Genomic DNA, 25822 nt, shown 5'->3' with positions numbered 1-25822 from the left:
CTCCGGCGCGATCTGTTGGCCAGCAGGCTCACAGCTCTTCTAGAGCTAGCGTCGGGAGGAGGTCAGCCTTTCCCCCAGCAACTGCACCGAGTAGGCCGCCAGCCCCAAGCCCACCATGAAAAACATGAAGGCGATCAGGGAAACGGATCCCACCAGCAGGTAGCGCACCAGAATGCTGATCCCCCGCGCCAGGGATCCGCTTTCCAGGTCGATGGGCGGCAACTTGGCCAGCATCGAGAGCAGCAATTGTAGGAACCCATAGCCCAAACTGGCAGCAAAGGCAGCCCCCAAGAGGGCGCTGAGGGGATGGGGGGAGGACGGCATGGGGCAGCACCGGAAAACTCACCCTTATTGTAGGCTCCAGGTACAATATGAGCGTTTGTCCTGAGAACGAAATGATGGGGAGCGGGTCTGAAGCAGTTTCCCACTACGAAGTGTTGGGGGTTTCGGTGCTGGCGACGGCAGCGGAGATCAAGTCTGCCTATCGCCGTTTGGTCAAGTACCACCATCCCGACAGCCTGCTGGCCAAAAAAGACGGGGCTGCTGCTGAACGCATTCGCCAGATCAACGCCGCCTACGCGGTGCTCAAGGATCCGCAAGCCCGCCGCGAGTACGACCGACAACTGCGCGCTAGCTGGGCCTCGCGCCACCCTCAGCCGACGGGCTCCCCCTCGGAGACGGTCAGCCAGGAGGCTATTGCCCGCGAAGCCTGGATTCGGCAGGTCTACACTCCTCTGAACCGAGTTTTGGGGCCTTTACTGTCTTCTCTCAAGCCGCAGTTAAATGCCTTAGCGGCAGATCCTTTTGATCCCGATTTGCTGGAGGCCTTTGGCCTGTATCTGGAGGAGTGTACGCAGAAACTGGCCCAAGCTCAGCAGATCTTTCGCCGCCTTCCCAATCCCAGCAGCCTAGGGGGGGTGGCTTCTCGCCTCTACTATGCCCTCAACCACTTGGAAGATGCCCTGGAGGAGCTGAGCTATTTCCCGCTGAACTTTGACGATCGCCACCTGCACACTGGGCAAGAGCTGTTTCGGCGGGCGGAAGGGTTGCGTCGAGAAGCCATAGACACCTACGCCCAGAGTTCGCCCTAGCGAGACCCGCCGCCGGGTGGAGAGGGGCGGGGATCATAGGGGATGGGGATGTACTGCACGGAAGGACGGCCCATGCTGGCCTGGGGGTACAAGTCCATCAGGGCGTAGATCTGGGGCGGCAACTCGGTGGAGATGGGCAGGCCCAGCTCCCGCGCTTCTTCAGCCGTAATCGGGTAGTCGTGGGTCACCCGCCCGCTGGTCAGGGCCTGGATGAGGGGCTCGATGCGTTCGGGGGCAATTTTGCGCTTGGGCACATCGTCCTTGAGCAGCTCCCGCACAAAGTTCTGCACCTGGTGCATCGCCTTGCGGGCCAGATCTGCCAGGATCAGAGTCTGGTCGTCGATCTCGGCAATGGGCTTTTCCGCCACCACCTGCAGAATACTGGCCGCAGCATAGCCGCCCAACTGGGGATCCACCGGCCCCAGCACCGCATTGGCATCCATGACAATTTCATCGGCGGCCAGGGCCAGCATCGTCCCCCCCGACATGGCGTAGTGGGGCACAAACACCGTCACCTTGGCCGGATGGCGGATCAAGGCGCGGGCAATTTGCTCCGTAGCCAGCACCAGGCCACCGGGGGTATGCAAAATCAAATCAATCGGGGTATTGGGTGGGGTAAGGCGAATCGCCCGCAATACCTGCTCGGAGTCCTCGATGCTGATGTAGCGGGAAACCGGGATCCCCAAAAAACTGATCGACTCCTGGCGGTGGATGAGCAAAATCACCCGGCTGCCCCGCTTCTGCTCCAACTCCCGGATCGCCAACAAACGGCGAAACTCCTGGGCGCGACGGTTCAACAGGGGTTGCAACGAGCTGAAGATCAAAAAAATCCAAAATAGGCTGCCCCAGTCCACTTTCGCGCCTCAAGCGGGATCCCTTTGCCTCCAGCATAGAGGATACGGAACCTCTGGTGATCTGCAGGCCTCACGCGTTGGGTTCAGACGCCGCAAAAAAGCGATCCAAGGCCCGCAGCAAATCCGGTACAGAAGTTTGGTTAATCCAGGAGCGAATGTAAGCCCGCTGCTCCGCCAAGTTTTCAAGACGGCCCAGCTTTTGCATGGCCAAAAGGCGGCTTTCTGCCTCGGCGCGGTTGATTTGTAAGTCCAGCCGCTGCTCCGGGGTGAGGAGATGCTCTGTCTGGGCCAACAGGTGATCGGCCACCATCAGGAACACCAGAGGCCCCGCCAGCTCCACCTGAGACTCGGCTTCCGGCTCAGAATCGGCCCCGGCGAGATCCTGGAGATCTTGAAAGAGATCCTGCCCCAGTTGCAGCAGCTCTTCTGCTGAGGCAGCCCGCAGCGCTGTCTCCGCAGCAGCCCGCAGCGGCTCTGGGGAAACCTTGTGGCGAGCGGCCAATTCTGCCAGGGCCTGTTCCCATTGATCCCGTTGGGCTTGCAACACAGCTTTCTCTTGCGGAGAAAAATCCAGCCGCTCCAGCAACACCTGCAAAGCCACAGCCCCCACCAACAGGGGCGGAAAGCGCAACAGGGTAGAGCCGGATCCCGCCTGCTCCAAAAAGGCTTCCAAATCAGGGCCGGATCCCCTGTCCAACAAATCCTGCAGGTAGGCCAGCACCTGCGGCGGCGAAGTCAGCCTCAGGATCCCTCGGGCCTGCGCCCGCAACTCTGCCGGGATCCCAAGGGTTTGCAATTGGGCTTCCGCCCGCGCTTGCGCTTCCGCAATCACCTCTGGCAAATCCGCCGTCGCCTGACCGGCCTGTAAGAGAACCTGGCTGGTGTCCTGCAGCAAGCTGGCCGCCTCCACAAACAGCAGCAACTGAGGGATCCGCAGCGTCGGCAAGACCATGTTAACTAAGCCTCAGATCCGCAGCGGATCCCGCAGATTCTGGATCGGCTGGCGCAGCGGAACGGGTTGGCCCGTTGGGCTTGTGCCAGTGCAGGCCAATCAGCGCGTCGTACAAAAAGCTCCAAAACTCCCCTCTCTCCCAGATCCCCAGCGTTTGCTGGCAGTTACGCGCGTCCAGCTCAGGTTTGGCCGCCCAGTAGGCCGCCTGATACTTGTACCAGGGAACCGAGGGCCAGAGATGGTGGATCAAGTGATAGTTTTGCCCCAGCAGCAGAATATTGGTCAGCCAGCCAGGGTAAACCCTGGCGTTGTACCACCGCTCTTGGGATTGAAAAGGGCGATGGGGCAGATAGTCGAAAAACAGGCCCAACAAGAAGCCCATAATAAAGGCGGGGGGCAGCCAATAGTTCATGATGTAGTCGGTGTAGCCAAAGTGAATGGCCAGCGCAAACGTTAGGATCACCACCAGCCGACTCAGCCCCCATTGCAGCAGATCCCAGCGACCTTTGCGCCAGAGCTGCCGCTTGAAGAAAAACACCTCATGGTAGAAAAAGCGCGGCGCAATTAGCCACAGCGGCCCGCCTGTAGACACATAGTGATCGGGATCGTCTTCGGGATGGTTGACGTGGGCATGGTGTTGCATGTGCACCCGCTTAAAGACCGGATAGACAAAGCCCTGTAACAGGGCAGAGCCATGGCCCAGCGCCTCGTTTAAAAAGCGGTTGCGGTGGGCCGAGCCGTGCGAGGCATCGTGGATCACTGTGCCCAGAACATACAGGGCGACAAAATTCAGCCAAAACACCAGCCAGCGGGGCCAATGCCAAAAGGCGTACCCGCCAAAGCAAGAGGCCGAAAGCGCCACCGCCGCCAAAAACATCAGCAGGGTGGGATTCCAAAATTCTGGCGGCGGCCCCAACAGCTCACGGGGTAACGCAAAAGGCTTGGGATCCGGTTGCGGAGTCGCAGCAGCAGTCATCGGCAGCCATCCTTGGGTGTGCACAGCGCAGACGGTGAGGATGGATTAAGGCAACAAAGCCAGGTCATCACCTCAAAAGCGGGGGAAGAGAACAATTTGTTAACTTTCGTTAGTATACGGCAGAGAGCTGCTCCCCTCGTTGGCCCAGGCCGGATTTTTCTTGCCAACTCCAGCCCGTCTCGACCGTTCCCGGCGAGGGGTAGATCGGCCATGAGGCCAGAAGAAGCCACAGTGTGAGGTTTTGTTGCGGCCTCTGTTGCAATTCATGTGGGGATCCCTTTGGGAGTTCCGGAATGGGGGTAATCTAGGGGGCGGTTAACCTGAGCTGAGGAGGAAAACCATGCTGCCCATTGTTGCGCCGTTGGCTATGACTGCCCAAACCAGCCCTTGGTCTCCCCTGAGCGCGGTGATTATCCTGCTCTGCACAGGGCTGGCCTACCTAAGCTTCAAGTCCTCTTCGGGTGTGGCTTCAGAAACCGGGCCTGTGTTGGGGATGACCTGGCCGGAAGTGCTGGGGGTCGCCAGCTTCGGCCATCTGCTGGGCGTGGGGGTGATCTTGGGCCTCTCCAATATGGGGGTTCTCTGAGGCATTTTCCGTTTACATTTCTTGACCTTAGCGGGAATCTCCGCCCGGCAATGTTAAACTCTCTATCAATCCTGAAAAAGAGCAGTTTCTCCAGCTCCACTTCCTTCTTGTCGAGGTTTGTTGTCATGCCTGCGATGATGCTCCTGGCGGCTTTGCCAGAAGGCTATGAGTTGTTCGATCCCCTGATCGACATTTTGCCGATTATCCCCGTTTTGTTTTTCCTGCTGGCTTTTGTTTGGCAGGCGGCGGTGGGCTTTAAGTGAAGCCCTCGGAATCTGCGATTGGCAACTACGGACTTTGGGACTGCTTTTGCTTACCCCTCTTGTTCTGGCGGGGGGGTAGTTTTAGTTGGGGCAGGTTTGGGGCAGGCCGCTGCGCCGCAGGCCTGATTCTCTGCCTTGCAAAGCTGAGACTGGCTGGCTGGGGTTCAGGGCTCGCGGTCGAGGGCGCCGGTAATCCAGAGCACCCCTGCCAAGCAGACGAAGTGGGCAAAGGTAACGTTGATATTGGCAGCCAGCAGCAGCACTCCTGCCGTCTGGGTGCTCAGCGTGCGGGTAAACAGCCGCACCAGCAGCTCTCCCACCTGCGCCTCCATAGCGATGAGGGCCAAGAAAGCGCCGGTCAGGCTGACATAGGTAACCCATTGCAACTGCTTGGGCAGATCCAACTGGCTTGGGGTAGCGGCGGATACTGAGCGGCGCTCCGCCTGGAGCAGGTAGCGCCAGTTAAAGAAGAGACCGGCTGCCAGGGTTAGAAGGGTAAACAGGGTAAACCAGAAGGCGATAAAGGCCCCCGTCGAGTCGTCGCGATAGAGGGTATTCTGGCCAACCAAAAATCCCAGCCAGAGCAGCAGAGCTGTTGCCCCCAGAACCGCCTGAAACCAGAACCCGAAGCGGCGCGTCAGGCGCAAGCGAGACTTCATGCGCTCGACAGCCACCCGTACTGACGGCGACATAGGCTCGTTCATCGCTCTCCCCCCGCTCTCTACGGACGAGCACTGACCTCCGCTTCCAGCCTACCGCTATCTTCCGTCCTCCGTCACATCCAGGCCAAAGCGCTGCAGGGGATCCAAGGGGGGTTAGAGTTTGGGGCTAGGGCTCACGCTGGGATCCCCGCTTTGCAGGCGCAGGATTTCGGCTTCGATGCGATGTCGGAGGGTTTTGCCTTCTTCGGAGCGAATCCACAAGGTAATGCGGTTGTATTCGGGCACGGTCATGCCGTGGCGGGTGATGATCTCGGTGGCGGTGCGAATGAACTCCCGCCGGATTTGATCTTTGCTGGCCGGATCCGCGGTGGCCTGGGAGCGCTGCTGGGCCTGTTGTCGGTGGGGCTCCATCTCCAGGACGATGTGGGCGTACTTGGCGACCTGTTCATCGGTCAAAACCAGAGAGGTGGCCGGGGTTTGGGCTACGGCAAGGGAAATGCCCAAGACAGGGATCCAAGTACAGGCCCAGATCAGGCCCACCAGCCCTTTTTGGGCCAAGTTGGGCATGGAGAATGCTGTCCACCGTCTCCGACTTGCTTGACCTGACACCGCTGCTATCTCCCCACCCGATAACTGGTCTTCAACAGGGTTGCTGGCGCTTTTGGGATCCTCCCTACTTTGGTGTAGCTCTCGCCTTTACCCAGCTTCAACCCACTCCGGGTATAGGCTCTGATGCTATCTGTTTTTCCCGGCAAAAGGCCAGGGATCCCAGAGCCTGCTTTTTATTTGACCGAAAAGCGGCCTTGAGGTTCCTGGTGCGGCCTTTCCATCTCTTTCCTGCCCATCTCGACGGCCCAGGGGGAGTGGCCTCTGGGATAATGGGGGTAGATGCTCGTTGTTGCCTCTATGAACTTGGAACGTCGCCCGGTTTTCCCGTTTACCGCCATTGTCGGCCAGGAGGAGATGAAGTTGGCCCTGCTCCTCAACGTCATCGATCCCCGCATCGGCGGGGTGCTGATCATGGGGGATCGCGGCACGGGCAAGTCCACCACCATCCGCGCCTTGGCCGATCTGCTGCCCCAGATCGAGGTTGTCAAGGGGGATCCGTTCAACAGCCACCCGCGGCAGCGGGATCTGATGAGCGACCAGGTGTGGGAGCGCCTGCAGGCGGGGGAAACCCTGGAAACCACCTGGATCCAGGTGCCGATGGTGGATCTGCCCCTGGGAGCCACGGAAGACCGGGTCTGCGGCACTCTCGACATCGAGCGCGCCTTGTCTCAGGGGGTGAAGGCTTTTGAGCCGGGGCTCTTGGCCAAGGCCAACCGCGGCATCCTCTACGTGGACGAGGTCAACCTCCTGGACGACCACCTGGTGGATGTCTTGCTGGATGCGGCGGCCTCTGGCTGGAACACGGTGGAGCGGGAAGGGATTTCCATTCGCCACCCGGCCCGCTTTGTCCTGGTGGGATCCGGCAACCCTGAAGAGGGAGAATTGCGGCCCCAACTCTTGGATCGCTTCGGCATGTTTGTCCGCATCGAGACGGTGCGGGATCCGGCCCTGCGAGTGCAGATCGTGGAGGAGCGCAGCCAGTTCGACGCCGACCCCCAGGCTTTTCTGGCCAAATACGCCGAGGCCCAGCAGCGCCTGCGGGAGCGCATTGAAAAGGCCCAGCACCTCTTGCCGACTGTGATGGTGGATCCTGAGTTGCGCCTGAAGATCTCCGGCGTGTGTGCGGCGCTGGAGGTGGATGGGCTGCGGGGCGATATCGTCACCAACCGGGCAGCCAAGGCGTTGGCAGCTCTGGAGGGGCGCAGCGAGGTCACCGTTGCCGATATTCGCCGGGTCATCAGCTTGTGTTTGCGCCACCGCCTGCGAAAGGATCCGCTGGAAACCATCGACTCCGGCTACAAGGTCGAGAAGGCCTTTAGCGAGGTGTTTCAGGTGAGCCTGGAGAGCGCCGCTTAGCTCTCACCCCCAGCCCCTCTCCCCCTGGGAGAGGGGAGCATGACTCTGGTCAATGATACGCTGGACTATACTGAAAATAATGTACAATATGTTCAGTATGGCTGCTTGGTATGGCTAGATATGTAAAACCGAGAGAAGCGGCGGATTATTTTGGGGTGTGTCTCCACACCTTGAGGCGATGGGAACAGAAGGGCTGGATCCATGCAGTACGTACACCATCCGGTAGGGCGAGAAGGTATGACCTCGACAGCTACATTGGCCTCCGGCCCGCTGACGCGAACAGAGCGCCCAAAAACGACAAACGAGTCGTTTTGTACGCCCGAGTCAGCAGTCGAGGGCAGAAACCAGACTTGGAGAGACAGATTGCAAGACTGGTTAACCTCTATCCTGGAGCCGAAGTGGTCGGAGAGGTTGGCGGCGGTCTCGACTTCAAAAGACCAAAGTTCCTTGCCTTATTGGAACGAGTCCGTGCGGGAGACGTCGGAACGATTGTGGTCGCTCACCGGGATCGACTCTGCCGGTTTGGATTTGAGTTCGTTGAGTGGTACTGCCGTCAATACGGGTGCGAAGTCTTGGTTCTCGATGACGATCACCTTTCTCCCCAACAGGAACTGGTTGAGGACATCCTCACCATCCTGCACTGCTTCAGCAGTCGGCTCTACGGACTCAGAAAATACCGGGCTGCAATCGAGAAAGATACGGATTTATCCGGAGCCAGCGCTGGCTAAAGTTTGGAAGCGGTGGCAAGCGGCGTGCCGGTACTGCTACAACCAAGCGATTGCCTATCAGCGTCAGCATGGTGCCCCAAAAACGGCCAGAAAGCTGCGGGACATCATCCTGCACTCCGACCTGCCCGGGTGGGTGAAGGACGCCCCTTGCCACATCAAGCAGAACGCGGTCGTCGAGGCGTGGTTGGCGTTTCGCCGAAGCAAAGACGCGAGGTTTCGCAGTGTGCGGGACAGGTCGCATACGCTGCAATTCAACGCCGGCAACTTTCGCAATGGGAAGTGGTATCCGAAACTCACCCGAGGTTTGGCGTTCCGTGCATCCGAGGAGATGCCCAGAGAATGGGCACGTGGAACTGAGCTAATGCGGGTGAAAGACAGATGGTATGCCATCTTTCCTGAGCCCGTGAACGAGCAGTGTTCGTTAGCAAAGGGGGTGATCGCACTTGATCCTGGAGTAAGAAGTTTCCTTACAGGGTTTGATGGGGCGGGCTTTGTAGATATCGCCAAGGGAGACTTTGGCAGGATCGTTCGGCTGTGCTACCACCTAGACGATCTGCAATCTAGGCTGAGCAAAGCGCCGAGACTCAAGCGTAGGCGAATGCGGCAAGCGGCGTTTCGTCTGCGGGAGAGAATCAGGAACTTGGTGGACGAGTGCCATCGCAAGGTAGCGGCGTTCCTAACGGATAACACGGATAACTACCGATTGATATTCCTCCCCACTTTCGAGTCAGCCAAGATGGTTGCCAAGGCAGGGAGGAAGTTTGGTAGCAAGACAGCAAGGGCGATGCTCACCTGGGCGCACTATCGGTTCAAGCAGTTCCTGAAGTTTCAAGCCAAGAAGAAAAACGTGGTTGTCGTGGAAGTATCGGAAGCGTACACCAGCAAAACCTGTACCAAGTGCGGGCACATCCACACTAAGTTGGGTGGCGCAAAGGTGTTTAGATGCCCAAAGTGCAACCATAGGCTACCACGAGATTGGCAAGGCGCTCTGGGTGTTATGCTCAGGGCTTTGCGGGATACCGCCTTTCTGTTTGGACTCCGTCCGAGTAGCGCGGTCGCGTCAGCGTCGCGTAGTGACAACGGAAACGGACAGAATGCTATCGCTTCACCGCTGAGCAGTAATGCTCAGCAGTGTTCAGCGTAAATGTATCAGCTAGGCAAATAGGGCTTCCAGTTTGTCGGCGATGGCGGCAACCCAGGCCCGCTCCTGGCGGCTGAAGCTGCGCGGCCTGTCGCTGCCCAAAATGAGGCATCCCCTCTGGCCGATGGGCTGGCAGAGAACTGCCTGGGATCCGGGGGGCAACAGGCCGTCGAACTCGGCGCGGGCGGGGAAAAATCTCAGATCCCCCAGGTAGAGGGGCTGACGTGTCTCCAATACCTGCTGCAGGGTGCCCTGAAGCTGCAGGGAGGGCAAGTGGCCGGGGCTGGCCAGGATCCCCCGCTGCAGCAGGGTGCGCCCCTCCACCCAGATCACCACGGTGCGGGCGGCGGTGGTGCTGAGCAGGGTGTGGGAAGCCCAGGCCAGCTCCAGTTTTTCCCTCTCGGACAGATCCGGGTGCCAGTCGCAACCTGGACTTCCCTGCAGGGGGGCAGCCTGGGGAGGACGCGGCTGGATCTGCTGCCACAGCAGGCCGGTCAAGATCAAAACAGCGCTGAGGAGGATCCCCAAGGCGTCGGAGCGGGACTGGCTGGCCAGCAACTCCGGCGTAAACAGCAGGCGATTGGCCAGCACAAGGACGCTGCCCAGAAAGCCGGTCACCAAAGGCAGCCGCCTCAGCCAGCGATTGGGATCCCGGGAAGCCGGAGTGGATTTAACCCTCAAAGCAGGCAGACGTCTCTCAGAGTGCCCAGTAAACCCAGTCTAGAGCTATCCAAGGCGTCAGAGGCGGCTCCAGATGCCGAGGCGCTCTTGGCGGGCTCTTTTTTGCAGGCCACCGAAGTAGCTGTCGTATTTGATGTTGTGGCTGTAGGGAGCGATGCGGGCCAGGCCGTTGCGCACCAGCATAGCGTTCATCTGCTGGCCCTCCAGCCAGACGTAGGCCTCCACCAAGCCGGTGGCATCCACATTGCGCAGCAGCTTATCCCCTTCCAGCTTGACGGTGCGGTGCAGGATGCGCTCCCGCATCAGCTCAATTGCTTGCTGGTAAAAGGGATCCTCCTCCGGGCTAAGACCTTGGATCCCGGCCAGGCGGATGAGGCGCAATTTCTGTTCCCCTTCGACCTGCACCACCAGCGTGTCACCGTTGACCACGCTCACCACCACTGCATCCGGGTAGCGATCAAAGTAGTGGTTGTCGAAGTAGAAGGGGGTATCGGGCACGACCCGCCGCTCCCCAAAGCCGTGGCCGGGCAGGGCCAAGAGCCATCCCAACACCGCAGAGCCAACAGCAATACGCCGGAACATGTCTTTCCCCCTTGCGGATAGCGGCTCCCCTCCCCCAGGGAGCGTTTGTCGGCAACACCTAAGGCGTAATGGTAGCGGCAACTGCCTGGAAGACAACCCCTTGCCAGGGATCCGATGGCCGGTTTGGGAGATGGGGATTCCTACTATGGGTGGGGGTTCTGGGCGAGAAACTCCCGATCCAAGGATAGGGGAGCAACCGGCTGGGTGAGCGTAAACTGACCGCTTACAATCCATTGTTTGAGGATCTCAGCAACTTGCATCGAGCGGCGCAGGCTGGCCAGGGGAGCGGTGCGCACCTTGCGGCCGTTGAGGGTGATGTGGCCGGATTTGAGCTGGGCATAGCTCACCAGGCCAAAGGTGGGGCGCACCCGCCGGGGGATGGAAAAGTCGATCACCGGCGCCACCAGCTCCTCATCCCGGATGGCGATGGGCTCCAGATCGGCGGGGGAAAGGATGGGGATGGGGATCCCAACCCCCAACATCAAGCTGGGGCCGTAGTTGCGGAAGTAGCAGCCCCGCACCCATTCGGCTTGCATCTGTTTGGCGTCGCCAATGAGGGCCAAGGTGGCGGCAGGGCCGATGGGGGTTTGGTTGGGCAGCCGTTTTTGCCGCGGGAAGTGTTGGGTGCCTTCCCAGGCGATGTAGCCGATGCCGCCCCCCAGAAAGATGCGGCTGCCGATCCCCACCCGGCGCAGGAGGGGGTCGTTGAGGAGGGGGGAGAGCTCACCTGGATTGGAATAGACGGCATTGCCCAGGTGCGGCTCCAGCAGGCCCAAATAGGTGTACAGGGGCCGATCCCCGCCGTTGACGCCGACAATGAAGTTTTGGTAGGCGTTGCGGGGGTTGAACAGGTAGAACTGGTTGAGCTGATCCCGCGTCAGGGTGGTCTCGTAGTCAGCGCGGGGATAGCAGTCGGTTACCTGGCCAACAGCCCGCAGGTGCACCCGCTTGCCGGCCACCAGATCGGCGATAACGTGGCCGCCCCCGTAGGGGTGATCGGCTTGCTCGCTGGGCTGGGCTGCCCCTAGGTAAAGATCCACGGCGCCAAAGCCGGCATAGGCGGGCACCCCATTTAGCCAAGCCTGGCGAATCTTGATCGGCGGATCCGTATGGCCCAGGTTGAGGATGGCCCCCGACGACTCCATCGGCTCAAAGGTGCCCGTGGTTACCACATCCACTTGCTCAAAGGCCTCCTCAAGGCTGAGGGTGGCCAGCTTGGCCTTGGCTTCCAGGGCCGTCCACACCCGCACCTGGCCTTTGGCAATGCGCCGGTTAATTTCTTCTAGAGTTCTTTCCATCGCCTTCAAAAGATGGCAAGGGTCTGGGCAGATCTCCCTCCCAGAGGGGCCACAGCGCCAATCAATATCAATAGCTTAGAGAGCCCAAAGGCGCTCGAGGGGGGAGGGTTGCCGTCGGCTGAGAGGGGGATCTTTCAGTACCCTTTCAGAGCTAGGTTGGGCATTTGCAGGGCGGCTTCCACCCGTTGCACCTGGGTTTTGAAGCTGCCATCCTGCTCCAGCCATATCTGCCTCAGGGCCGGGGGGATCACGTCCAGGCTAAACCGAGAGCTTTTGGGGCGAAATTGCACACAGGTGGAGGGACAGGCAAAGTAATCGACCCCCTGCCGGCGGCGGTGCAGGTCTTGGTGGATGTGGCCGAAGATCACCAGGCGAATGTGGTCGAACTCGTCCAAAACCTGAAACAGCCGCTCCGGCTGCTGCAGGGCACTCTGATCCAGCCAGTCGGAATCCACCGAGAAGGGGGGGTGATGCAGGGCCAAGAGAACATGGTTCTGGGCAGCCTGGCTGCGCTGCAGCTCCTGGCGGAGCCACAGCAAGGCGCCATCCGTTAGGTAGCCGCTGTCTTTGCCCGGCACCAGAGAGTTCAACAAAATAAAGCTCCAGTTCTCTCGGCTGAAGCTTTTCTCCCGGTGTACTCGCTCGGCGCAGAGCTCTGAGTTCATGTTATGAAGGCGATCGTGGTTTCCCGCCAGCCAATAGGTGTCGATGGGAAGAGCTCGCAGATGCTCCCGCAAACGGGCATAGGCGGCGGCGCTGCCATCCTGGGCGAGATCCCCGGTGAGCAGCAGCAGATCGGGCAAGGGATCCAAGGCGGCAATGGCCTTTTGCACCTGCAGGAAAGAGGTCTCCGTGTCCACCCCCAACAGCCGCTGGTGCGGCTTGGCAAACAGATGCAGGTCGCTGATCTGAACCACGTATACGGTCATAGACCAGACTGAAGGGGGATAGAAGCCCATCTCTGCAGATTTAAAACATTACCGTTTTAGCAGCAGATGTCTCGCCTGGGATCTGAAGAGCCAAATCGATCTCAATTGGTACAACCTTTATATGGATTGGGCATTGATGCAATTTCTGCAATCAGGCCTGCCTTGGCTGAGGCTTCCTAGAGCAGCTAAGATTCTCAAAAAATCTTGGAGAAAAGTCTTAAGAGACATTCAAAGAATGGCCCACATTCCTGAAGGCAGCCTGCACCTGCGGCCAGCGGGATTCTTGGGTGGAGGCAGTCAGAGTATAGAGGCGATGGTGGCGCACGGTTACCGTCACTACCTCGTGGCGGAGCTGGGATCCGATATCGGTTTGGTACTCAAACAGGTAGTAGGGCCGGCCTTGCCGCTCAAAAGCTTCGGCGGCCAACAGCTTGGTCGAGCGACCAGAGCCTTCCGGGGCGATGATCTTCTCCGCCACCAATTCCCCCACCTCGTCCGGGCCACCCAGATCGGCAATCGTCTCTCCCTTATCAAAGGGGGCAATCATCAGGCTGACGTTCTCCGTCTCGTAGACCAAGTCGCGCAGAAGCACCGCTGGCCCTTTCCCTGGCCCCAAGTTCACTGCCACCATGCCGTTGGGATAGGCAAAGGCAAAGGCTCCGCTAGGATCCCTGTAGGCGCGCAAGTTAGAGCCTGCGGAGCAGGCACCGGTGAGCAAGCTGAGGCAAACACAGAGCAGTAACAACACCCCAGAGAGCCGCTGTCCGAATCGGGCAAGATGCCCACCTTGTGCTGCTGACATGCCGGGATCCTCCGCTCAGATTGGTTACCCATCTCAATCATCCTAATATGGGCGCCTCCTCTCGAACCAGCGAAAAAAAGACCCTAGAAGTTCTTCAGCGGGATCCGTTCTGGTAGTGGCGGGAGCGCAACACCAGCACATCCGAGAGCTGGCGCAATTGACTCTGAACTTGGTCGAGCTGTTTTTTGTCCCGCACATCAATACAGAGATCGATCAGAGCCGTACGGTTGGCAAAGGTCTGCACCCTGGCATTGCGCACATTAATGCTCTGATCCGAAAGACGGGAAAGGATGTCCCGCAGCACGCCAACGCGGTCAATGACCTCCAGGCGCAGTTCCACAGGGTAGATCTGGGTGCTCTGCCGTAATTGCTCCTCGTTCCAGCGCACCGGCACCAGCCGCTCGCCCGGAACCTGAGCCACCCGCGGACAATCGCGATGATGAATGGTGATACCCTTGAAGCGGGTAACCACGCCCAGGATGGGATCCCCTGGCAGCGGGTTGCAACATTTGGCCAACTGGTGTTTCAGACCCTCCACCCCCAGGATGGGAGATTGGGATCGGCTGGAACCTCGGCTCCCATCGGCCCGCGGCAGCAGCAGCTTGGCTTCCTCAAGGGATCCCTCCTCTGGCGGGGGAGAGACTGCCGGCTTGCTCACCTCCTGCAGCCGATGGAGCACCTGCGTGGGGGTGACCTCTCCATAGCCCAGCGCCGCCAGCAGGTCGTCCACGCTGGTGTAGTTGAGCTTCTCGGCCACCTTTTGCATCCGCTCCGACTTGAGCAGCGCATCGAACCCCGTTTTGCCCAGCTCCCCGCTCCAGCAAGTCCCGGCCCCGGGGGATGTTTTGCTCGCGATTGCAGCGCTTAATGCATTGGCGAATGCGGTTGCGGGCCGAGCTGGTGGCTACAAAATTGATCCAGTCCAGGCTGGGGTGGGCGTTCTTGTGGGTGATGATTTGGACAATGTCGCCATTGCGCAGGCGGGTATTCAAGGGCACGATCTTGTTGTTCACCCGCGCCCCGGCACAGTGATCCCCAATTTCAGAGTGAATGCGATAGGCAAAGTCCACCGGGCAGGATCCCTGGGGCAGGGCCAGCAAGTCTCCTTTGGGCGTAAAGACGTAAACCTCGCTCTCAAATAGGTTCTCGCGAATGGTGTCCAGGTATTCTTTGTCGTCCTTGAGGTCGTTTTGCCACTCCAACAGTTGCCGCAGCCAGGTAAAGCGCTCTTCCTCGGGCTTTACGGGGGTGCTGCCGGCTTCTTTGTACTTCCAGTGGGCGGCAATGCCGTATTCGGCCACGCGGTGCATCTCTTCGGTGCGGATCTGCACCTCCACCGGTCGGCCCTGTAGGCCGATCACAGCCGTATGCAAAGATTGGTAGCGGTTGGCCTTGGGCAAGCCAATGTAGTCTTTGAAACGACCCGGAATGGGGCGAAAACAGTTGTGAACGACCGCCAGCACCCGGTAGCATTCGCTCACGGTTTGCACGATAACCCGCACGGCCAGGAGATCGTAGATCTCGTGAAATTCTTTGCGCTGCTGCTGCATCTTGCGGTAGATGCCGTACAGGTGCTTGGGCCGCCCGCTAATCTCAAAGTGCTCTAGCCCCCCTTGAATGAGGTGCTTCCGCAGCTCTTCAATAAACGCTTGGATCTCTGCCTCTCGCTCGCTACGCTTGGCGTTGACCAGCTCTTGAATCTGGCGATAGGCTTCGTAGTCCAGGTACTTAAAGGCCAAGTCTTCCAGTTCCCACTTGAAATGCCAGATCCCCAGCCGGTTGGCCAAGGGGGCGAAGATCTCCATAGTTTCGGCTGCAATCTGTTTTTGCTTGTGGGGGGGCAGATATTGCAGCGTGCGCATGTTGTGCAAGCGATCCGCCAACTTGACCACAATGACCCGGATATCCTTGGCCATGGCCACAAACATGCGGCGGAAGTTTTCTGCTTGCTGCTCCGTTTTGCTGGAGAAATTAAACTGAGAAAGCTTGGTTACCCCCTCCACCAGCAGGCGAACCTCAGGGCCAAATTCGGCCTCTAGGGCCTCCAGGGTAACTTCCGTATCTTCGACAACATCGTGCAGAAGGCCAGCAGCTACGGTAACGGCGTCACCCCCCAACTCCCGCAACAGGCTGGCCACGGCCACCGGATGGGCGATGTAGGGATCCCCTGATTTCCGCTTTTGGCCCTTGTGCAAACAGTAGGCAAACTCGAAGGCCCGGCGCAGCAAATCTGCCTCTTCCGCCGTGTAGGATCGCAGCCCATCGCCGAGATCTTCAGCGCCTGAAAGCAAAGCCCGCAGCCATCCCGGCACCTCAAAATCCAGGCTATTTAGGTCAAAGCCTCCTTCTAAGCTGGTGGCAACAGCAGGCTGACCCATGGGAGTCCGCAAAAAGGATGGTTTAACTGCTACCTCTAGTATCGATCACTGGAGTTCCTTACAGCTTATCCTTGATTCAAGCCGCCTGCAGGCAGGTTGAAGAAAAAAGCTGCGCAATAAACCTGCCCCTAAGTGCAGGGAAAAGCTTAACGCTCTGCGCCTATCCTATCCCTCACTTTGCAGCATTCCGGAGCAAGATATACCAAAATCTAGTGGACTAGCCTCTTGCTGGAGGGCTAGCAGCTAGGGGGAGTTGCAAAGCTAGAGGCCCTAGCCATCCCTTGCGATAGTCGTTGAGAATTTGCCTTGCCGCTCGTTCGGCATCCCCTCGATACCGCCGCTCTGCGAGATCTTGCACTGCCACGCTGCCAGGGGGGATCGGGTCGGGCCAGCCGTAGCGCTGTTGCAGCAGGGCTTGGGCCTGGGGCTGCACCTGCAGCAGTTGATCCACGAAGTAGGCGGCCACCTGCTCAGGATCGTAGGCTGCGGCGCCGATGTCATCACAGATGGCCAGCAGGGAGGCTGCTTGTTGATCCGGCAGCGAAGGCGGGAGGATGCCCGGCGAGTCCAGCAAGTCCAACTCCCCTCCCAGCCGTACCCACTGCAGTTGCCGGGTTACCCCAGGGCGCGCGGCGCTCTCGACGGCTCGCCGTCCCAAAAGTCGATTCAACAAGGCAGACTTGCCCACATTGGGAAAGCCCACCACCACGGCCCGGACAGCCCGCGGCCGCATGCCCCGCCGTTGCCGCCGCTCGTTTACCGCTTGCCCCATCTGTAAGATGGCTTGCTTGAGGCGGGGCACCCCTTCTCCCGATTGGCCGTTGGTGGGATAGACCGGGATCCCTTGCTGCGAAAAATGCTCCTGCCACGCTTTGAGATCCCTTGCCGCAATGGAATCGGCTCGGTTAAGCGCCAAGAGGCGAGGTTTTTCCCCCAGCCACTTGTCCAGCTCAGGGTGACGGCTGGCCAGCGGGATCCGCGCGTCCACCACTTCAATTGCCACGTCCACCAGCCGCAATTGTTCCCGCAACTGGCCAATGGCCTTGGCCACATGGCCGGGATACCACTCGATGGGCGGAGAGCTCATGCCGCCAAAACCTTGGAAAAGCTCGACGGCTACGCAAACAAGGACAGGATCTACTTTAGCCTGCCCAGCCCGCTCCTTCCCAATCCCAGGGCGAGTAAAAAATAATACAGTATAGGTGTGACTAGGATCCCTTGCCAGGACAAGCTAACGTTAAGGGATGTAACAACGAAGGAGAGACAATGGTCAAGCGGGTGCGGTTGGATCCCATTGCTCAGGTGTCGGAAGTGGCCACCAACAGCAACTTGCTCTCGGTGCTGTTGCGGGAAGAGCTGAATGTCTTGAAAGAGTGCGGCGGGCGCGGCCTCTGCGCCACCTGTCATGTGTATGTAAAAGAGGGGATGGAATCGCTCTCGGCCATGACCCCCCGGGAGCAGCGCACCTTGGAGGTGATCACCACTCGTAAGACCAATTCCCGCCTAGCTTGTCAAGCGCGGGTTCTGGGGGAAGGGGTGGTGGTGGAGTTGCCGGTGGGGATGTACATCAACGCTTTTAAGGATATCGAGGTGTTGATTGGGCGGCGGGCGGAGCAGCCCCTTTTGCACCCAGTAACTGGCGCCGTTTTGGTGCAAGCGGGCAAGCTGATTACGCGCTCGGTGCTGGAGTCGGTGAAGAATTTGGATCTGGATATCCAAGAGGCCTTGGCCCTCAGCAGCCGAGATTTTTACCCATTTGAGGGAAGCTCTTCGCGCTAGTTCAGCTAGAAACCGCAGCAGCCCCGCACCGTACCCCCCTCAATCCCCCCGCCTCCCGTATACGGGGGGTTGGGGGGAAGGGGGGCGGTCGGAGCCGGGTAGTTTACTCTGCTAGCAAGTCCTTATGAACCCTGTGTTTCTTGGGATCGACCTGGGTACTTCGGGGATGCGGGTGGTGGCCCTCTCGGAGGCAGGCGAGATAGTGGGCAAAAGCGAGCGCTCCTGGGATCCACCGGAAACCAACCCGGGCCGCTGGCTGCGCACCCTGAAGACGCTGCTGGCACACCTGAAGACCCAACTGGGGGATCGCTACGCCATCGTTGCCCTCAGTGCCTGTAGCACCTCTGGCACGGTTTTGCCGGTAGACGGGCGGGGCATGCCGCTGGATCAGGCCTGGCTGTATTCCGACCTGCGGGGACAGGCCCAGGCCCGGCGCTTGGGGATCCCGGCCAGTTGGGGGCTCAGCCGCTGGCTGTGGTGGGCAGAAGCCCATCCTGATCAATACCGGGACAGCTACCTGGCCCACCCGGCGGACTTTCTCCTGAGCCAACTGGGAGGCCGCCGGCGGGTAACCGATCACACCCATGCCCTAAAAAGCGGCTTCGACCTGGAAACCTACACGTGGCCGCGGGAGTGGCTGTCTCGCCATGGCCTCGACCCCAAGCGCTTTCCTGAGGTGGTGGCGCCAGGAACGGTTCTGGGAACGGTGCGGGCGGAGTGGGAGCTGGGGCCAGAGGTGCTGATTGCTGCCGGGATCACCGATGGCTGCGCCGGACAGTTGGCCGCAGGGGCTACTCGCTTGGGGCAGGTTGCCACCAGCCTGGGCACAACCCTCATCTTCAAGGCCAACAGTGCTGTTCGCGTGAGCGGGACGGAGTCCTATCCCGTGCAAACGCAAAGCCTCTACTCCCATCTGCACCCCGACCGAACCAGTTGGTGGCCAGGAGCAGCCTCCTTCTGCGGCGGCGGGGTCTTGCCCCACTTCTTCCCCGGCGGCAACTTTGCTGCCCTGGATCGGCAGGCGGAAGCCCATCTGCCCACGGGCTTGGTCAGCTATCCCCTCTGCCGACCCGGCGAGCGTTTTCCCATCCTGGATAGTGAATTTGCCGGCTTCTTGCCCCAGGCGGAAGTGGGATCCCCTCGCTTCTATGCAGCTCTCTTGGAAGGGGTGGCAATGGTGGAGCGGCTGGGGCTGGAGACCTTGGCCGCCCACGGGATCCCCATAGAGGGAACGCTGTTGACCACCGGCGGCGGCTGCAAAAGCCCTCTGTGGCTGCGCCTGCGCGCCAGCCTCCTTGCCCGCCCCTTAGCAGTGGTCAAGCACCCCGAGGCCGCCGTAGGGGCAGCTGTCCTGGCCGCCTCGGCCTATTGGTGCTGCTCGGTGCAGCAGGCTGCCGATCGGCTGGTGCAGGTGGAACGCCTCATCCAGCCCGATCCCGAGTGGGTCAAGGCCTATACCGAGATCTACTCGGAGTTCCTTAGCCGCCTTCCTAATTTCTGGAGATTCCCTGAAGGGAGAGCCACTAACCCGCTACTCACTGGGTAGCAGGTTTTCTTTTGTTTCCAATTTCTAGGGATCCTCCCGAAGGGGGAACCTGAAAGTGTTCGTGGGCTGCCCCGTTCAGTTTCGCCTGAAGTTTCCAATTTCTAGGGATCCCCCCGAAGGGGGAACGCAGTCAGCCGTACGCTTACGATACCAAAGGTACAATGTTTCCAATTTCTAGGGATCCCCCCGAAGGGGGAACTCTACCCTTATTAAACCCAAGCGGGGCAAGGAATGCAAGGCCTATTTGCGAGGGGGTCGGTCGAAGAGGGCAAAAAAAGGCCTTGCAGAGGAGGGGTGAGAGGCCTGAAAGCCTTGTGGCGCAAGGCATCGAGCGGGTCAACGAAAAAATCGGCTTTTGCGGGTTTTGGCGAGGCGCTCGCAGAAGCGTTGATACCGTTTTTATGTGCTTTTGGCAACATGGCTAGGATCGGGATCCCTGGCAAGTCCGAGCTAGGGGCTAATTGCGCAGGCGACCGGAGCGGAGGATGCTGAGGATGAGCCACAGTCCCAAGAGGCTGGCGGCGCCAAAAAGCAGCTCGCTCAGCCAGAAGACCTGGAAGCGCTGGGTTTGCGCCGAGATGATGGCGGCGCCGATAATCAGGGATCCGACCAGGATGCTGTAGGAGAGGCGGTTGGCCGACTGATCCAGGCTGATGCGGAGGTCTTCCAGCTCTTGGATGGTGAGGTTCCAGCGTTGGGTTTCCGAGGTGATGCGGCTAAGCAGCACTTCCAATTGCCGCGGCGACTGCAGCGAGAGGTTTTTCAGGTCCAAGGCTGTGCGCAGCAGCGAGGGTAGGGGAGCTTCCCCCAGCAACTGCTGCCGAAACACGTCCGCCATCAGGGGGCGAATTTGCTCCGGCAGATTGTAGTCTGGGGTGAGCTGGCGGGCGATCCCTTCCAGATTGGCCAGGGCCTTGGCGCACAGCCCCAGGTTGCCGGGGATGCGGATCTGGTTGCGCCGCGCTGCTTGCAGGATCTCGGAGAAAAGCTGGCTAAAATCCAGCTCGGCCACAGTTAGGGTGTAGTACTGCCGCAAAAGACGCTCGTATTCCCGCTGCAACTGGGCCAGGCTGACGGCGGGATCCCGCAAGCGGCCCCTGGGGCTTTCCGGCAGGGCCAGCTCCAGGGTGAGTTCGGCACAGCGCTGGGCATCCAGGCTGACGATGGCCAAAATCAGCTCCAGCACAATCTGCTGCGTGCGCGGATCCAGCCGCCCAATCATGCCGCAGTCCAAGAGGGCTACGCGACCGGATCCCAAATAGAACAAGTTGCCGGGGTGGGGATCGGCGTGGAAGTAGCCGTCGATGCAGATCTGCTGGAAAAAGGCGCGGGTGAGCAGGCGGGCAAGCTGCTGCGGCTCGGCGTCGCTGCGATCCGCCTCCAGGAGTGGCTTTCCTTCGATCCACTCCAGGGTCAGCACCTTGGGGGTGGTAAGAGCCCAATAGACGCGCGGCACCACCAGTTGGTTGGGATCAAACCAACGGCCAGCCTGCAGGCGTTGCCGCAGCTGCTCCGTGTGGCGGGCTTCCTGGGTAAAGTCCAGCTCCGCCTGAATGGCCCGGCAAAACTCATCCGCCAAGACCACCACGTCTGCCAGCCGGCCAAATTCTGTTTGCGCCACCAATTCAGCAATGCTGCGGATGAGCCTTGTATCCCGCTCTACTATTGCCTCCACGCCGGGCCGCTGGATCTTGAGGGCCACCGCTTCGCCGCTGACGAGATGGGCGCGATGGACCTGGGCAATGGATCCCGCCGCCACCGCTTCCGTGTCGAGGCTGCTGAATACCTGTTCCAGCGGCTTTCGCAACTGCTGGCGCAGCAGGATCTCCACCGCGTTCCAGGGCACGGGGGGCACATTGCTCTGCAGGGTGCTGAGGGCCTCGATATACTCCCGCGGCAGCAGGTCGGGGCGGGTGCTCAGCAACTGGCCCAGCTTCACATAGACCGGCCCCAGATCCACCAGGATGTTGCGCAGCACCAGGGGTGGTGGCAGTTGCGGCTCTTCCGCCTTGCCCAAAGAGAGCAAGCGCCGCATGTAGTCCCAGCCGTGGCGCAGGACTACTTCTAGGATCTCCGCCTGACGGGCGCTATTCTGGGCCAGCCGCGCAAAGACCACCTCTTTCCTCTCCTCTTCCGGGCTTGCCTAGGAAGGCTTAGAAAAAGGGCACGGGAGCCACCCGGCGGGTTCCATCCCAGCCGCTGGCTAGCCCTTCTCGCAAGACCCGCAGCACCTCGTCGGTGCTGGCGTTGGGCTCGGCAAAGGAGAAGAGGTGCTTATAGCGCAGCCTCCCTTCGCGATCCACGATGAACTGGCCTGGCAGGGGCGCCCCCAGGGCTTGGCCGACGCCGTAGAGCCGAAAGGTTTTGCACTCCGGATCCACCAGCAGCGGATAGGGCAGTTCCAGGTCGGCTTGGATCTGTTGGCTTTGCACCGGGTCGGTGCTGGTAACCATCAGCAGCTCTGCTCCCAGAGCCCGGATCTCCTCGTAGCGGGCCTTCAGCTCCTGGATGTGGGGGTAGCAGAAGGGGCAGAAGAGCTTTTCTGTAAAGATGCGGGTAAAGGCCAGAACCACCGGCTTTTGGCCGCGGTAGTCCGACAGGCGCACGGGATCCCCGTGCACATTGGGCAGCTCAAAGTCAGGGGCCAGCTCGCCAATCTGCAGAGGGCTGTTGGCCGGCTGGGGGATGAAGTTGTCGAAAAAGCGACGGTTGAACAGGCTGCTGTTGCTGGTCATTGCCATTTTTTACGTTTCTTTACTACCTGCCACCAGCCTAACCCAAAGCCTCGGCCACTGCCTTTAGCCGTCGCAGTTGTGCCCGCATGTCGTGCCGGGTCAGCTCCGCTGCCACCAGATAGAACCCTGCCGCCACCCAAGGGTTGGGGATGCAAAACTCAAAGCGGTTTACCAATAGCGTTCCCAGCGGCTGGGGGCAACATTCCCAGCGGTCGGTGCCCTGAAAAAAACCCTCAAACTGCCACTGCACCAGGCCCTCGGCCCGCTCGGCGATCACGCAGTCTAGGCTGGGGGAAACCAGCGGCAGGCGCAGGAAAAAGCGGTAGCGGCTGCCCAGTTGCCCAGTGGGGGATCCCAGCGCCTCACAGCCCAACAGGGGGTTGAGCCAGCGCCGCATCAGCGCTGGATCGATTAGACAGCGCTCCACCTGGGCCACGCCAGCGGCAATTTCAATCGCTTGAGTATAGACGGGCATGCTCTAGGGAGCGGCTGCAGCGGCAGGCTGCGCTTCGCCGCCAGGGACGACGGTACTCAGCAAAATCAGGATATCGCGATACTCCACCTGATCCGGCCCGCGGCGGGGGGATCCCACTTGGATGACCGCCTGCTGGGGCGGCCTGTCGGGGCGAGGGGGAGACTCGAACACCAGCGTGCGGATGCCGCCGGCCTGCTCGAGATCGGAGAGGAGATCCCAGCCCCGGCCCCAGAGGGTGCGGCGGTAGTAGGCGGCGATCTCCGAGAGAGGTTGAGAGGTCTGCAAAATCAGGGAGGCAAGCCCTCCTTCCTGATCCCAAATTTGCCCCGAAGAGATGACGGTGGCGTCGGGCAAGCGCAACTGGTGCGGGAAGTGGGGAGGGAGAGCGCGGGTATCGCCCACGGAAGCCTCAAAATGGGTGCCATCTTCGCCGATGTGGCGCAGCACCGGATCCGGGGGGGCAGCTTCGGAAGGAGATGCGTCTGGCCAAGGGCGACAGGCAGCCAACAACGCTAGCGACAGCCAAGCCAGAAGTTGCACCTGACCTGGGCAAAAATGTCCTCTCATCGCATAGCCAGGGATCCCTCAGTGGGTTATAGCGGATCCCCATTCCTCCCCACAACCCGTTAGCAGGGATAGCAGGACCCCTCGAGCTGCACAAGCGGCAACTGCACAGCCTAAGATAGGTTCTGGAGAGGTGTCCGAGTGGTTTAAGGAAGCAGTCTTGAAAACTGTCGTGGCGCAAGCCACCGTGGGTTCGAATCCCACCCTCTCCGTCAAATCAAGTTTGCCGCAGGGAGACCATCCAGACCTAGCTGGATTCCCTTGTCTCAGTTCCCAGAGGTTTGTTTTCAGAGGCAGCCGGCCAGAGGCCGCGGCAGCTAGGATCCACTCTCAGCAGGATGAGGATCCTCTTTTTTTGGGGGTTCTCGAGGAGAAGATTTTTGGCTCCACTGGAGTTGTCGCAGGATCCCGCGTAACAGGGCCACCTCGGACACGGTCAGGCCGGCGCGGTGAAAGAGGGCGCGCAGCTTGAGCATCTTGCGGCGAGCGGTGTGGGGGTGCAGGTAGCCAATTTGCAGCAACAGCGCCTCCAGGTGGCCGAAAAAACCCTCCAGCAGCTCGAAGGGAGCCGGCTTTGAGATCCCAGAGCTGGTCACTGGCGGGGGAAGATTCTGGCAGAGGAGGGTGCGCAGCTCGTAGCAACAGATGCCCACTGCCTGGGCCAAGTTCAGGGAAGGGTAGGCCGGATCGGTGGGGATCTGGATCTGGCGATGGCAGAGGGCCAGCTCTTCGTTGCTCAAGCCCCGATCTTCAGGGCCAAACACCAGAGCGGCAGGGCCGGCAGCCAGCAGCTCCGGGAAAGCCTGGCGGGGAGACTGAATTTGCCATTCGGGCGGGTAGGGCTCGCGGCGGCCTGCTGTCCCGAATACCTGCACACATCCCTGAAGGGCCTCGGCTAAGGTTGGCACCTGCCGGGCTTGGCGGAGCAAGTCCGTCGCATGCACGGCCATGGTGACTGCTTCTGCGTCGAGGGGATCGCATTGGGGATCCACCAACACCCACTGCCGCAGGCCCATGTTTTTCATCACGCGGGCAATGGCCCCGAGATTGCGCGGCCCTGCCGGCCGCACTAACACAAGGCGTACCTGCGCCAATCGCTCCTGAGCCCAGTTGGACGATGCCGGCATTGCTCAGAAATCGCAGATAGGGATCCCCTAAAGTAGAGGAGTTAGATCTTGTCATAGATTGCGCCGATGGGATCCGCCTACCGCCGTTGGCTGAGTTGGATGTGCCTATTGCTGCTGGGGTGCTGCTGGGGATCCCCAGCCTTGGCTGCCCATTCGTCGCTCTCCCCAGCAGCAGAGCCGACTCAGGTGTCGCCCCAGCTCGTTCGCGATAGCGGTGCGGAGCACTTTTCTCTGGCCGAGGCGCGACAGCGGCTGGAAGCCATTGCCGAGGCCATGCGCTCGATCCGCCTGTGCAGCCGCCCCAACTGCCGTTACCGCGATATCTCCGTCGAGGTTCGACCCATAGCAGGAGCCGAGCCGCCGGAGTACGAGGGCCGCATCGACGCCGCCATCGACCGCCCCTCCGGTAGCTTGGACAGGGCCCACTACCGGCTGCGATTTCGGGGGGGGCGTTGGCAGTTGTTGGGGGGGGAAGAGGTTTCCGATGTCTCCTCGTTTTTCTTTGAGGGAGATACTTACGAGGTGTTCAGCGCCTACGGCAGTCGCAAAGGCAAATTGGCAGACGCCAGCAGCAGCCTGCGCGTTGGCTATCGGGAACTCTACTATCGCGTTTTCGACCGGGGCCAAGAGCGTTGGCCATAGAGACCTATGAGAGAACAACAACACACCTTGGCCAGCTCTATTTCCCTAGAGGGGGTGGGCCTGCACACCGGCCTGCCGGTTCGCTGTAGCCTGCATCCGGCCCCTGCCAGCAGCGGTCGAGTCTTTGTGCGGGTGGATCAGCCGGGCTCCCCTCCCATCCCCGCTCGGTTGGGATCCCTGGCCCCTGCCGCTCTCTGCACCCGTCTACAGCAGGGATCCCCCCCTGTCCAGGTGCAGACGGTGGAACACTTGTTGGCCGCTCTTTACGTGCTGGGCATCGACAACTGCCGCATCGAGGTGGAGGGGCCGGAGCTGCCGATTCTGGATGGCTCCGCCCTGCCCTTTGTGGAGGCCGTTGCCCAAGCCGGGATCCTGGCCCAGGAGCAGCCGGCCCTGCTGGGGGTGATCCAGGAGCCGGTCACGGTCTGGGCAGGGGAAGCCTTTGTCAGCGCCGTGCCCTACCCCGGGTTTCGCTTTACCTATGGCATCGATTTTGCCGACTGCCCTATCGGCCAACAGTGGCTGAGCTGGCGGGAGAACAGGGCGGACTTTGTCCAATCCATTGCCCCGGCCCGCACCTTCGCCCGCCAACAGGATGCGGAGCTGGCCCGCCAACAGGGGCTGATTCAGGGGGGCAGCTTGGAAAATGCTATCGTCTGCAGCAAAACCGAGTGGTTGGGGCCGTTGCGCTTCCCGGATGAGCCGGTGCGCCATAAGCTGATAGATTTACTAGGAGATCTCAGCTTGTTGGGCTGCCGCTTGCAGGGGCACATTGTGGCCTACAAGGCGGGCCACGCCCTCCACCACCGTTTGGCTGAGCAGTTGCTCAAGAGTGGATCCCTGCAGGTGGAGCCAGCTCAAGAGCAAGCAAGGGATCCCCTTTGCCTCGGTGGGGTGGAATCTCGCTCTTCGTTTTGAGGGGGATCCCGGCTGCTGGGATGGGTGAAAAGTTCCTGGCCTGCTGCAATTTCTCTGTGCGGCCTTGCTTTGGGTTCAATGCCCGCCCATGCGGGCTTTAGCTAATCCGCCGTTCGCGCTAGCGGGACGTAGTCCTGGAAGCCCCGCT

27 protein-coding genes, 1 tRNA gene and 1 pseudogene are annotated in these 25822 nt (G+C 60.4%); 11 read left to right on the top strand and 18 right to left on the bottom strand.

Annotation, left to right across the window (positions count from 1 at the left end; translation table 11 throughout):
• Positions 1-45: 45 nt before the first annotated feature.
• Positions 46-324 carry a DUF3082 domain-containing protein gene (locus NW846_RS08595; protein ID WP_011430747.1) on the bottom strand — a complete coding sequence of 93 codons (279 nt, stop codon included), beginning with the start codon at positions 322-324 and terminating at the stop codon, positions 46-48.
• A gap of 47 nt (positions 325-371) precedes the next feature.
• On the opposite strand from NW846_RS08595, the gene NW846_RS08590 reads away from it, so the two are divergent.
• A complete protein-coding gene (locus tag NW846_RS08590; protein ID WP_240527848.1) occupies positions 372-1091 on the top strand; it encodes a J domain-containing protein in 720 nt (239 codons plus the stop codon).
• Here the strand turns inward: NW846_RS08590 and NW846_RS08585 are convergent.
• The 3 genes from NW846_RS08585 to NW846_RS08575 form a co-directional block, all read right to left on the bottom strand.
• Positions 1088-1945, bottom strand: a complete 858-nt coding sequence (locus tag NW846_RS08585; RefSeq protein ID WP_414347362.1) for an SDH family Clp fold serine proteinase — start codon at positions 1943-1945, stop codon at positions 1088-1090. The genes NW846_RS08590 and NW846_RS08585 overlap by 4 nt on opposite strands.
• Positions 1946-2015: 70 nt before the next feature.
• Positions 2016-2897 (bottom strand): hypothetical protein, encoded by an 882-nt coding sequence (locus NW846_RS08580; protein ID WP_414347360.1) that lies wholly within the window; start codon positions 2895-2897, stop codon positions 2016-2018.
• A gap of 1 nt (position 2898) precedes the next feature.
• Entirely contained in the window at positions 2899-3873 is a 975-nt protein-coding gene (locus NW846_RS08575) for a fatty acid desaturase (protein WP_011430751.1), read from the bottom strand.
• 340 nt (positions 3874-4213) lie between these two features.
• Between NW846_RS08575 and psaK the strand changes: the two genes are divergently transcribed.
• Positions 4214-4459 carry a photosystem I reaction center subunit PsaK gene (psaK, locus tag NW846_RS08570; protein ID WP_011430752.1) on the top strand — a complete coding sequence of 82 codons (246 nt, stop codon included), beginning with the start codon at positions 4214-4216 and terminating at the stop codon, positions 4457-4459.
• A gap of 125 nt (positions 4460-4584) precedes the next feature.
• Positions 4585-4722, top strand: a complete 138-nt coding sequence (locus NW846_RS08565) for a photosystem II reaction center protein K (protein WP_011430753.1) — start codon at positions 4585-4587, stop codon at positions 4720-4722.
• A gap of 164 nt (positions 4723-4886) precedes the next feature.
• Here NW846_RS08565 and NW846_RS08560 read toward each other — a convergent pair whose 3' ends face one another.
• Together NW846_RS08560 and NW846_RS08555 are read right to left on the bottom strand one after the other, a co-directional pair.
• Positions 4887-5426 (bottom strand): DUF3611 family protein, encoded by a 540-nt coding sequence (locus tag NW846_RS08560; RefSeq protein ID WP_099813050.1) that lies wholly within the window; start codon positions 5424-5426, stop codon positions 4887-4889.
• Between the two features lie 111 nt (positions 5427-5537).
• Complete coding sequence (locus NW846_RS08555; RefSeq protein ID WP_414347355.1) at positions 5538-5951, bottom strand: DUF4168 domain-containing protein; 414 nt, start codon at positions 5949-5951, stop codon at positions 5538-5540.
• A gap of 339 nt (positions 5952-6290) precedes the next feature.
• Between NW846_RS08555 and bchI the strand changes: the two genes are divergently transcribed.
• From bchI to NW846_RS08540, 3 genes are all read left to right on the top strand, one after another.
• Complete coding sequence (gene bchI, locus NW846_RS08550; RefSeq protein ID WP_011430756.1) at positions 6291-7349, top strand: magnesium chelatase ATPase subunit I; 1059 nt, start codon at positions 6291-6293, stop codon at positions 7347-7349.
• 110 nt (positions 7350-7459) lie between these two features.
• Positions 7460-8077, top strand: coding sequence for an IS607-like element ISSoc2 family transposase (locus NW846_RS08545; RefSeq protein WP_414515751.1), 618 nt, complete (start codon positions 7460-7462; stop codon positions 8075-8077).
• Entirely contained in the window at positions 7965-9221 is a 1257-nt protein-coding gene (locus tag NW846_RS08540) for an RNA-guided endonuclease InsQ/TnpB family protein (protein ID WP_414515744.1), read from the top strand. Before NW846_RS08545 ends, NW846_RS08540 begins: the two co-directional genes overlap by 113 nt.
• Before the next feature lie 9 nt (positions 9222-9230).
• Here the strand turns inward: NW846_RS08540 and NW846_RS08535 are convergent, their stop codons facing one another.
• The 7 genes and pseudogenes from NW846_RS08535 to ylqF form a co-directional block, all read right to left on the bottom strand.
• Positions 9231-9899 carry a cofactor assembly of complex C subunit B gene (locus tag NW846_RS08535; protein WP_414515749.1) on the bottom strand — a complete coding sequence of 223 codons (669 nt, stop codon included), beginning with the start codon at positions 9897-9899 and terminating at the stop codon, positions 9231-9233.
• Positions 9900-9956: 57 nt separating this feature from the next.
• Entirely contained in the window at positions 9957-10481 is a 525-nt protein-coding gene (locus tag NW846_RS08530; protein ID WP_011430760.1) for a thermonuclease family protein, read from the bottom strand.
• Between the two features lie 143 nt (positions 10482-10624).
• Entirely contained in the window at positions 10625-11779 is a 1155-nt protein-coding gene (locus NW846_RS08525; protein WP_011430761.1) for a homocysteine biosynthesis protein, read from the bottom strand.
• 134 nt (positions 11780-11913) lie between these two features.
• Positions 11914-12708: a 3',5'-cyclic-AMP phosphodiesterase gene (cpdA, locus tag NW846_RS08520; protein ID WP_041438436.1), complete on the bottom strand. Its 795-nt coding sequence runs from the start codon at positions 12706-12708 to the stop codon at positions 11914-11916.
• Between the two features lie 217 nt (positions 12709-12925).
• A complete protein-coding gene (psbP, locus tag NW846_RS08515; protein ID WP_414346964.1) occupies positions 12926-13510 on the bottom strand; it encodes a photosystem II reaction center PsbP in 585 nt (194 codons plus the stop codon).
• Positions 13511-13604: 94 nt separating this feature from the next.
• Positions 13605-15888 (bottom strand): annotated as a pseudogene (locus NW846_RS08510) (RelA/SpoT family protein).
• A gap of 217 nt (positions 15889-16105) precedes the next feature.
• Entirely contained in the window at positions 16106-16975 is an 870-nt protein-coding gene (gene ylqF, locus NW846_RS08505; protein ID WP_414346965.1) for a ribosome biogenesis GTPase YlqF, read from the bottom strand.
• A 179-nt stretch (positions 16976-17154) separates the two neighbouring features.
• Here ylqF and NW846_RS08500 point away from each other — a divergent pair, with 179 nt between their 5' ends.
• The gene (locus NW846_RS08500; RefSeq protein ID WP_414346966.1) at positions 17155-17667 is read left to right on the top strand and encodes a 2Fe-2S iron-sulfur cluster-binding protein; all 513 of its coding nucleotides are present in this window, start codon (positions 17155-17157) and stop codon (positions 17665-17667) included.
• Between the two features lie 124 nt (positions 17668-17791).
• On the top strand, positions 17792-19213 hold the full coding sequence (locus NW846_RS08495) for an FGGY-family carbohydrate kinase (protein ID WP_099813045.1): 1422 nt from the start codon (positions 17792-17794) through the stop codon (positions 19211-19213).
• Between the two features lie 457 nt (positions 19214-19670).
• On the opposite strand, the gene NW846_RS08490 is transcribed toward NW846_RS08495, so the two are convergent.
• Genes NW846_RS08490 through NW846_RS08475 form a run of 4 tightly spaced genes read right to left on the bottom strand, consistent with a single transcriptional unit; the run spans position 19671 to position 22990 of the window.
• Positions 19671-21329 carry an ABC1 kinase family protein gene (locus tag NW846_RS08490; RefSeq protein WP_414346967.1) on the bottom strand — a complete coding sequence of 553 codons (1659 nt, stop codon included), beginning with the start codon at positions 21327-21329 and terminating at the stop codon, positions 19671-19673.
• A 37-nt stretch (positions 21330-21366) separates the two neighbouring features.
• Positions 21367-21954 carry a peroxiredoxin family protein gene (locus NW846_RS08485; protein WP_346426058.1) on the bottom strand — a complete coding sequence of 196 codons (588 nt, stop codon included), beginning with the start codon at positions 21952-21954 and terminating at the stop codon, positions 21367-21369.
• A 31-nt stretch (positions 21955-21985) separates the two neighbouring features.
• Positions 21986-22423 (bottom strand): SRPBCC family protein, encoded by a 438-nt coding sequence (locus NW846_RS08480; RefSeq protein WP_099813044.1) that lies wholly within the window; start codon positions 22421-22423, stop codon positions 21986-21988.
• Positions 22424-22426: 3 nt separating this feature from the next.
• Entirely contained in the window at positions 22427-22990 is a 564-nt protein-coding gene (locus NW846_RS08475; protein ID WP_011430771.1) for a hypothetical protein, read from the bottom strand.
• A 124-nt stretch (positions 22991-23114) separates the two neighbouring features.
• On the opposite strand from NW846_RS08475, the gene NW846_RS08470 reads away from it, so the two are divergent.
• Positions 23115-23199 (top strand) — tRNA-Ser (locus NW846_RS08470).
• A 105-nt stretch (positions 23200-23304) separates the two neighbouring features.
• Here NW846_RS08470 and NW846_RS08465 read toward each other — a convergent pair.
• On the bottom strand, positions 23305-24114 hold the full coding sequence (locus tag NW846_RS08465; protein WP_099813043.1) for an RNA methyltransferase: 810 nt from the start codon (positions 24112-24114) through the stop codon (positions 23305-23307).
• A 66-nt stretch (positions 24115-24180) separates the two neighbouring features.
• Between NW846_RS08465 and NW846_RS08460 the strand changes: the two genes are divergently transcribed.
• Both NW846_RS08460 and lpxC read left to right on the top strand, forming a co-directional pair.
• Positions 24181-24756: a hypothetical protein gene (locus NW846_RS08460; RefSeq protein ID WP_011430773.1), complete on the top strand. Its 576-nt coding sequence runs from the start codon at positions 24181-24183 to the stop codon at positions 24754-24756.
• Between the two features lie 6 nt (positions 24757-24762).
• Positions 24763-25674, top strand: coding sequence for a UDP-3-O-acyl-N-acetylglucosamine deacetylase (gene lpxC, locus NW846_RS08455; protein WP_414346968.1), 912 nt, complete (start codon positions 24763-24765; stop codon positions 25672-25674).
• Positions 25675-25822 lie beyond the last annotated feature (148 nt).

The organism is Synechococcus sp. W60.3 (assembly GCF_047502615.1).
GTDB lineage: Bacteria > Cyanobacteriota > Cyanobacteriia > Thermostichales > Thermostichaceae > Thermostichus.
The sequence above is the reverse complement of the archived record's forward strand: the minus strand, read 5'-3'. Positions and strand labels throughout refer to the sequence as shown.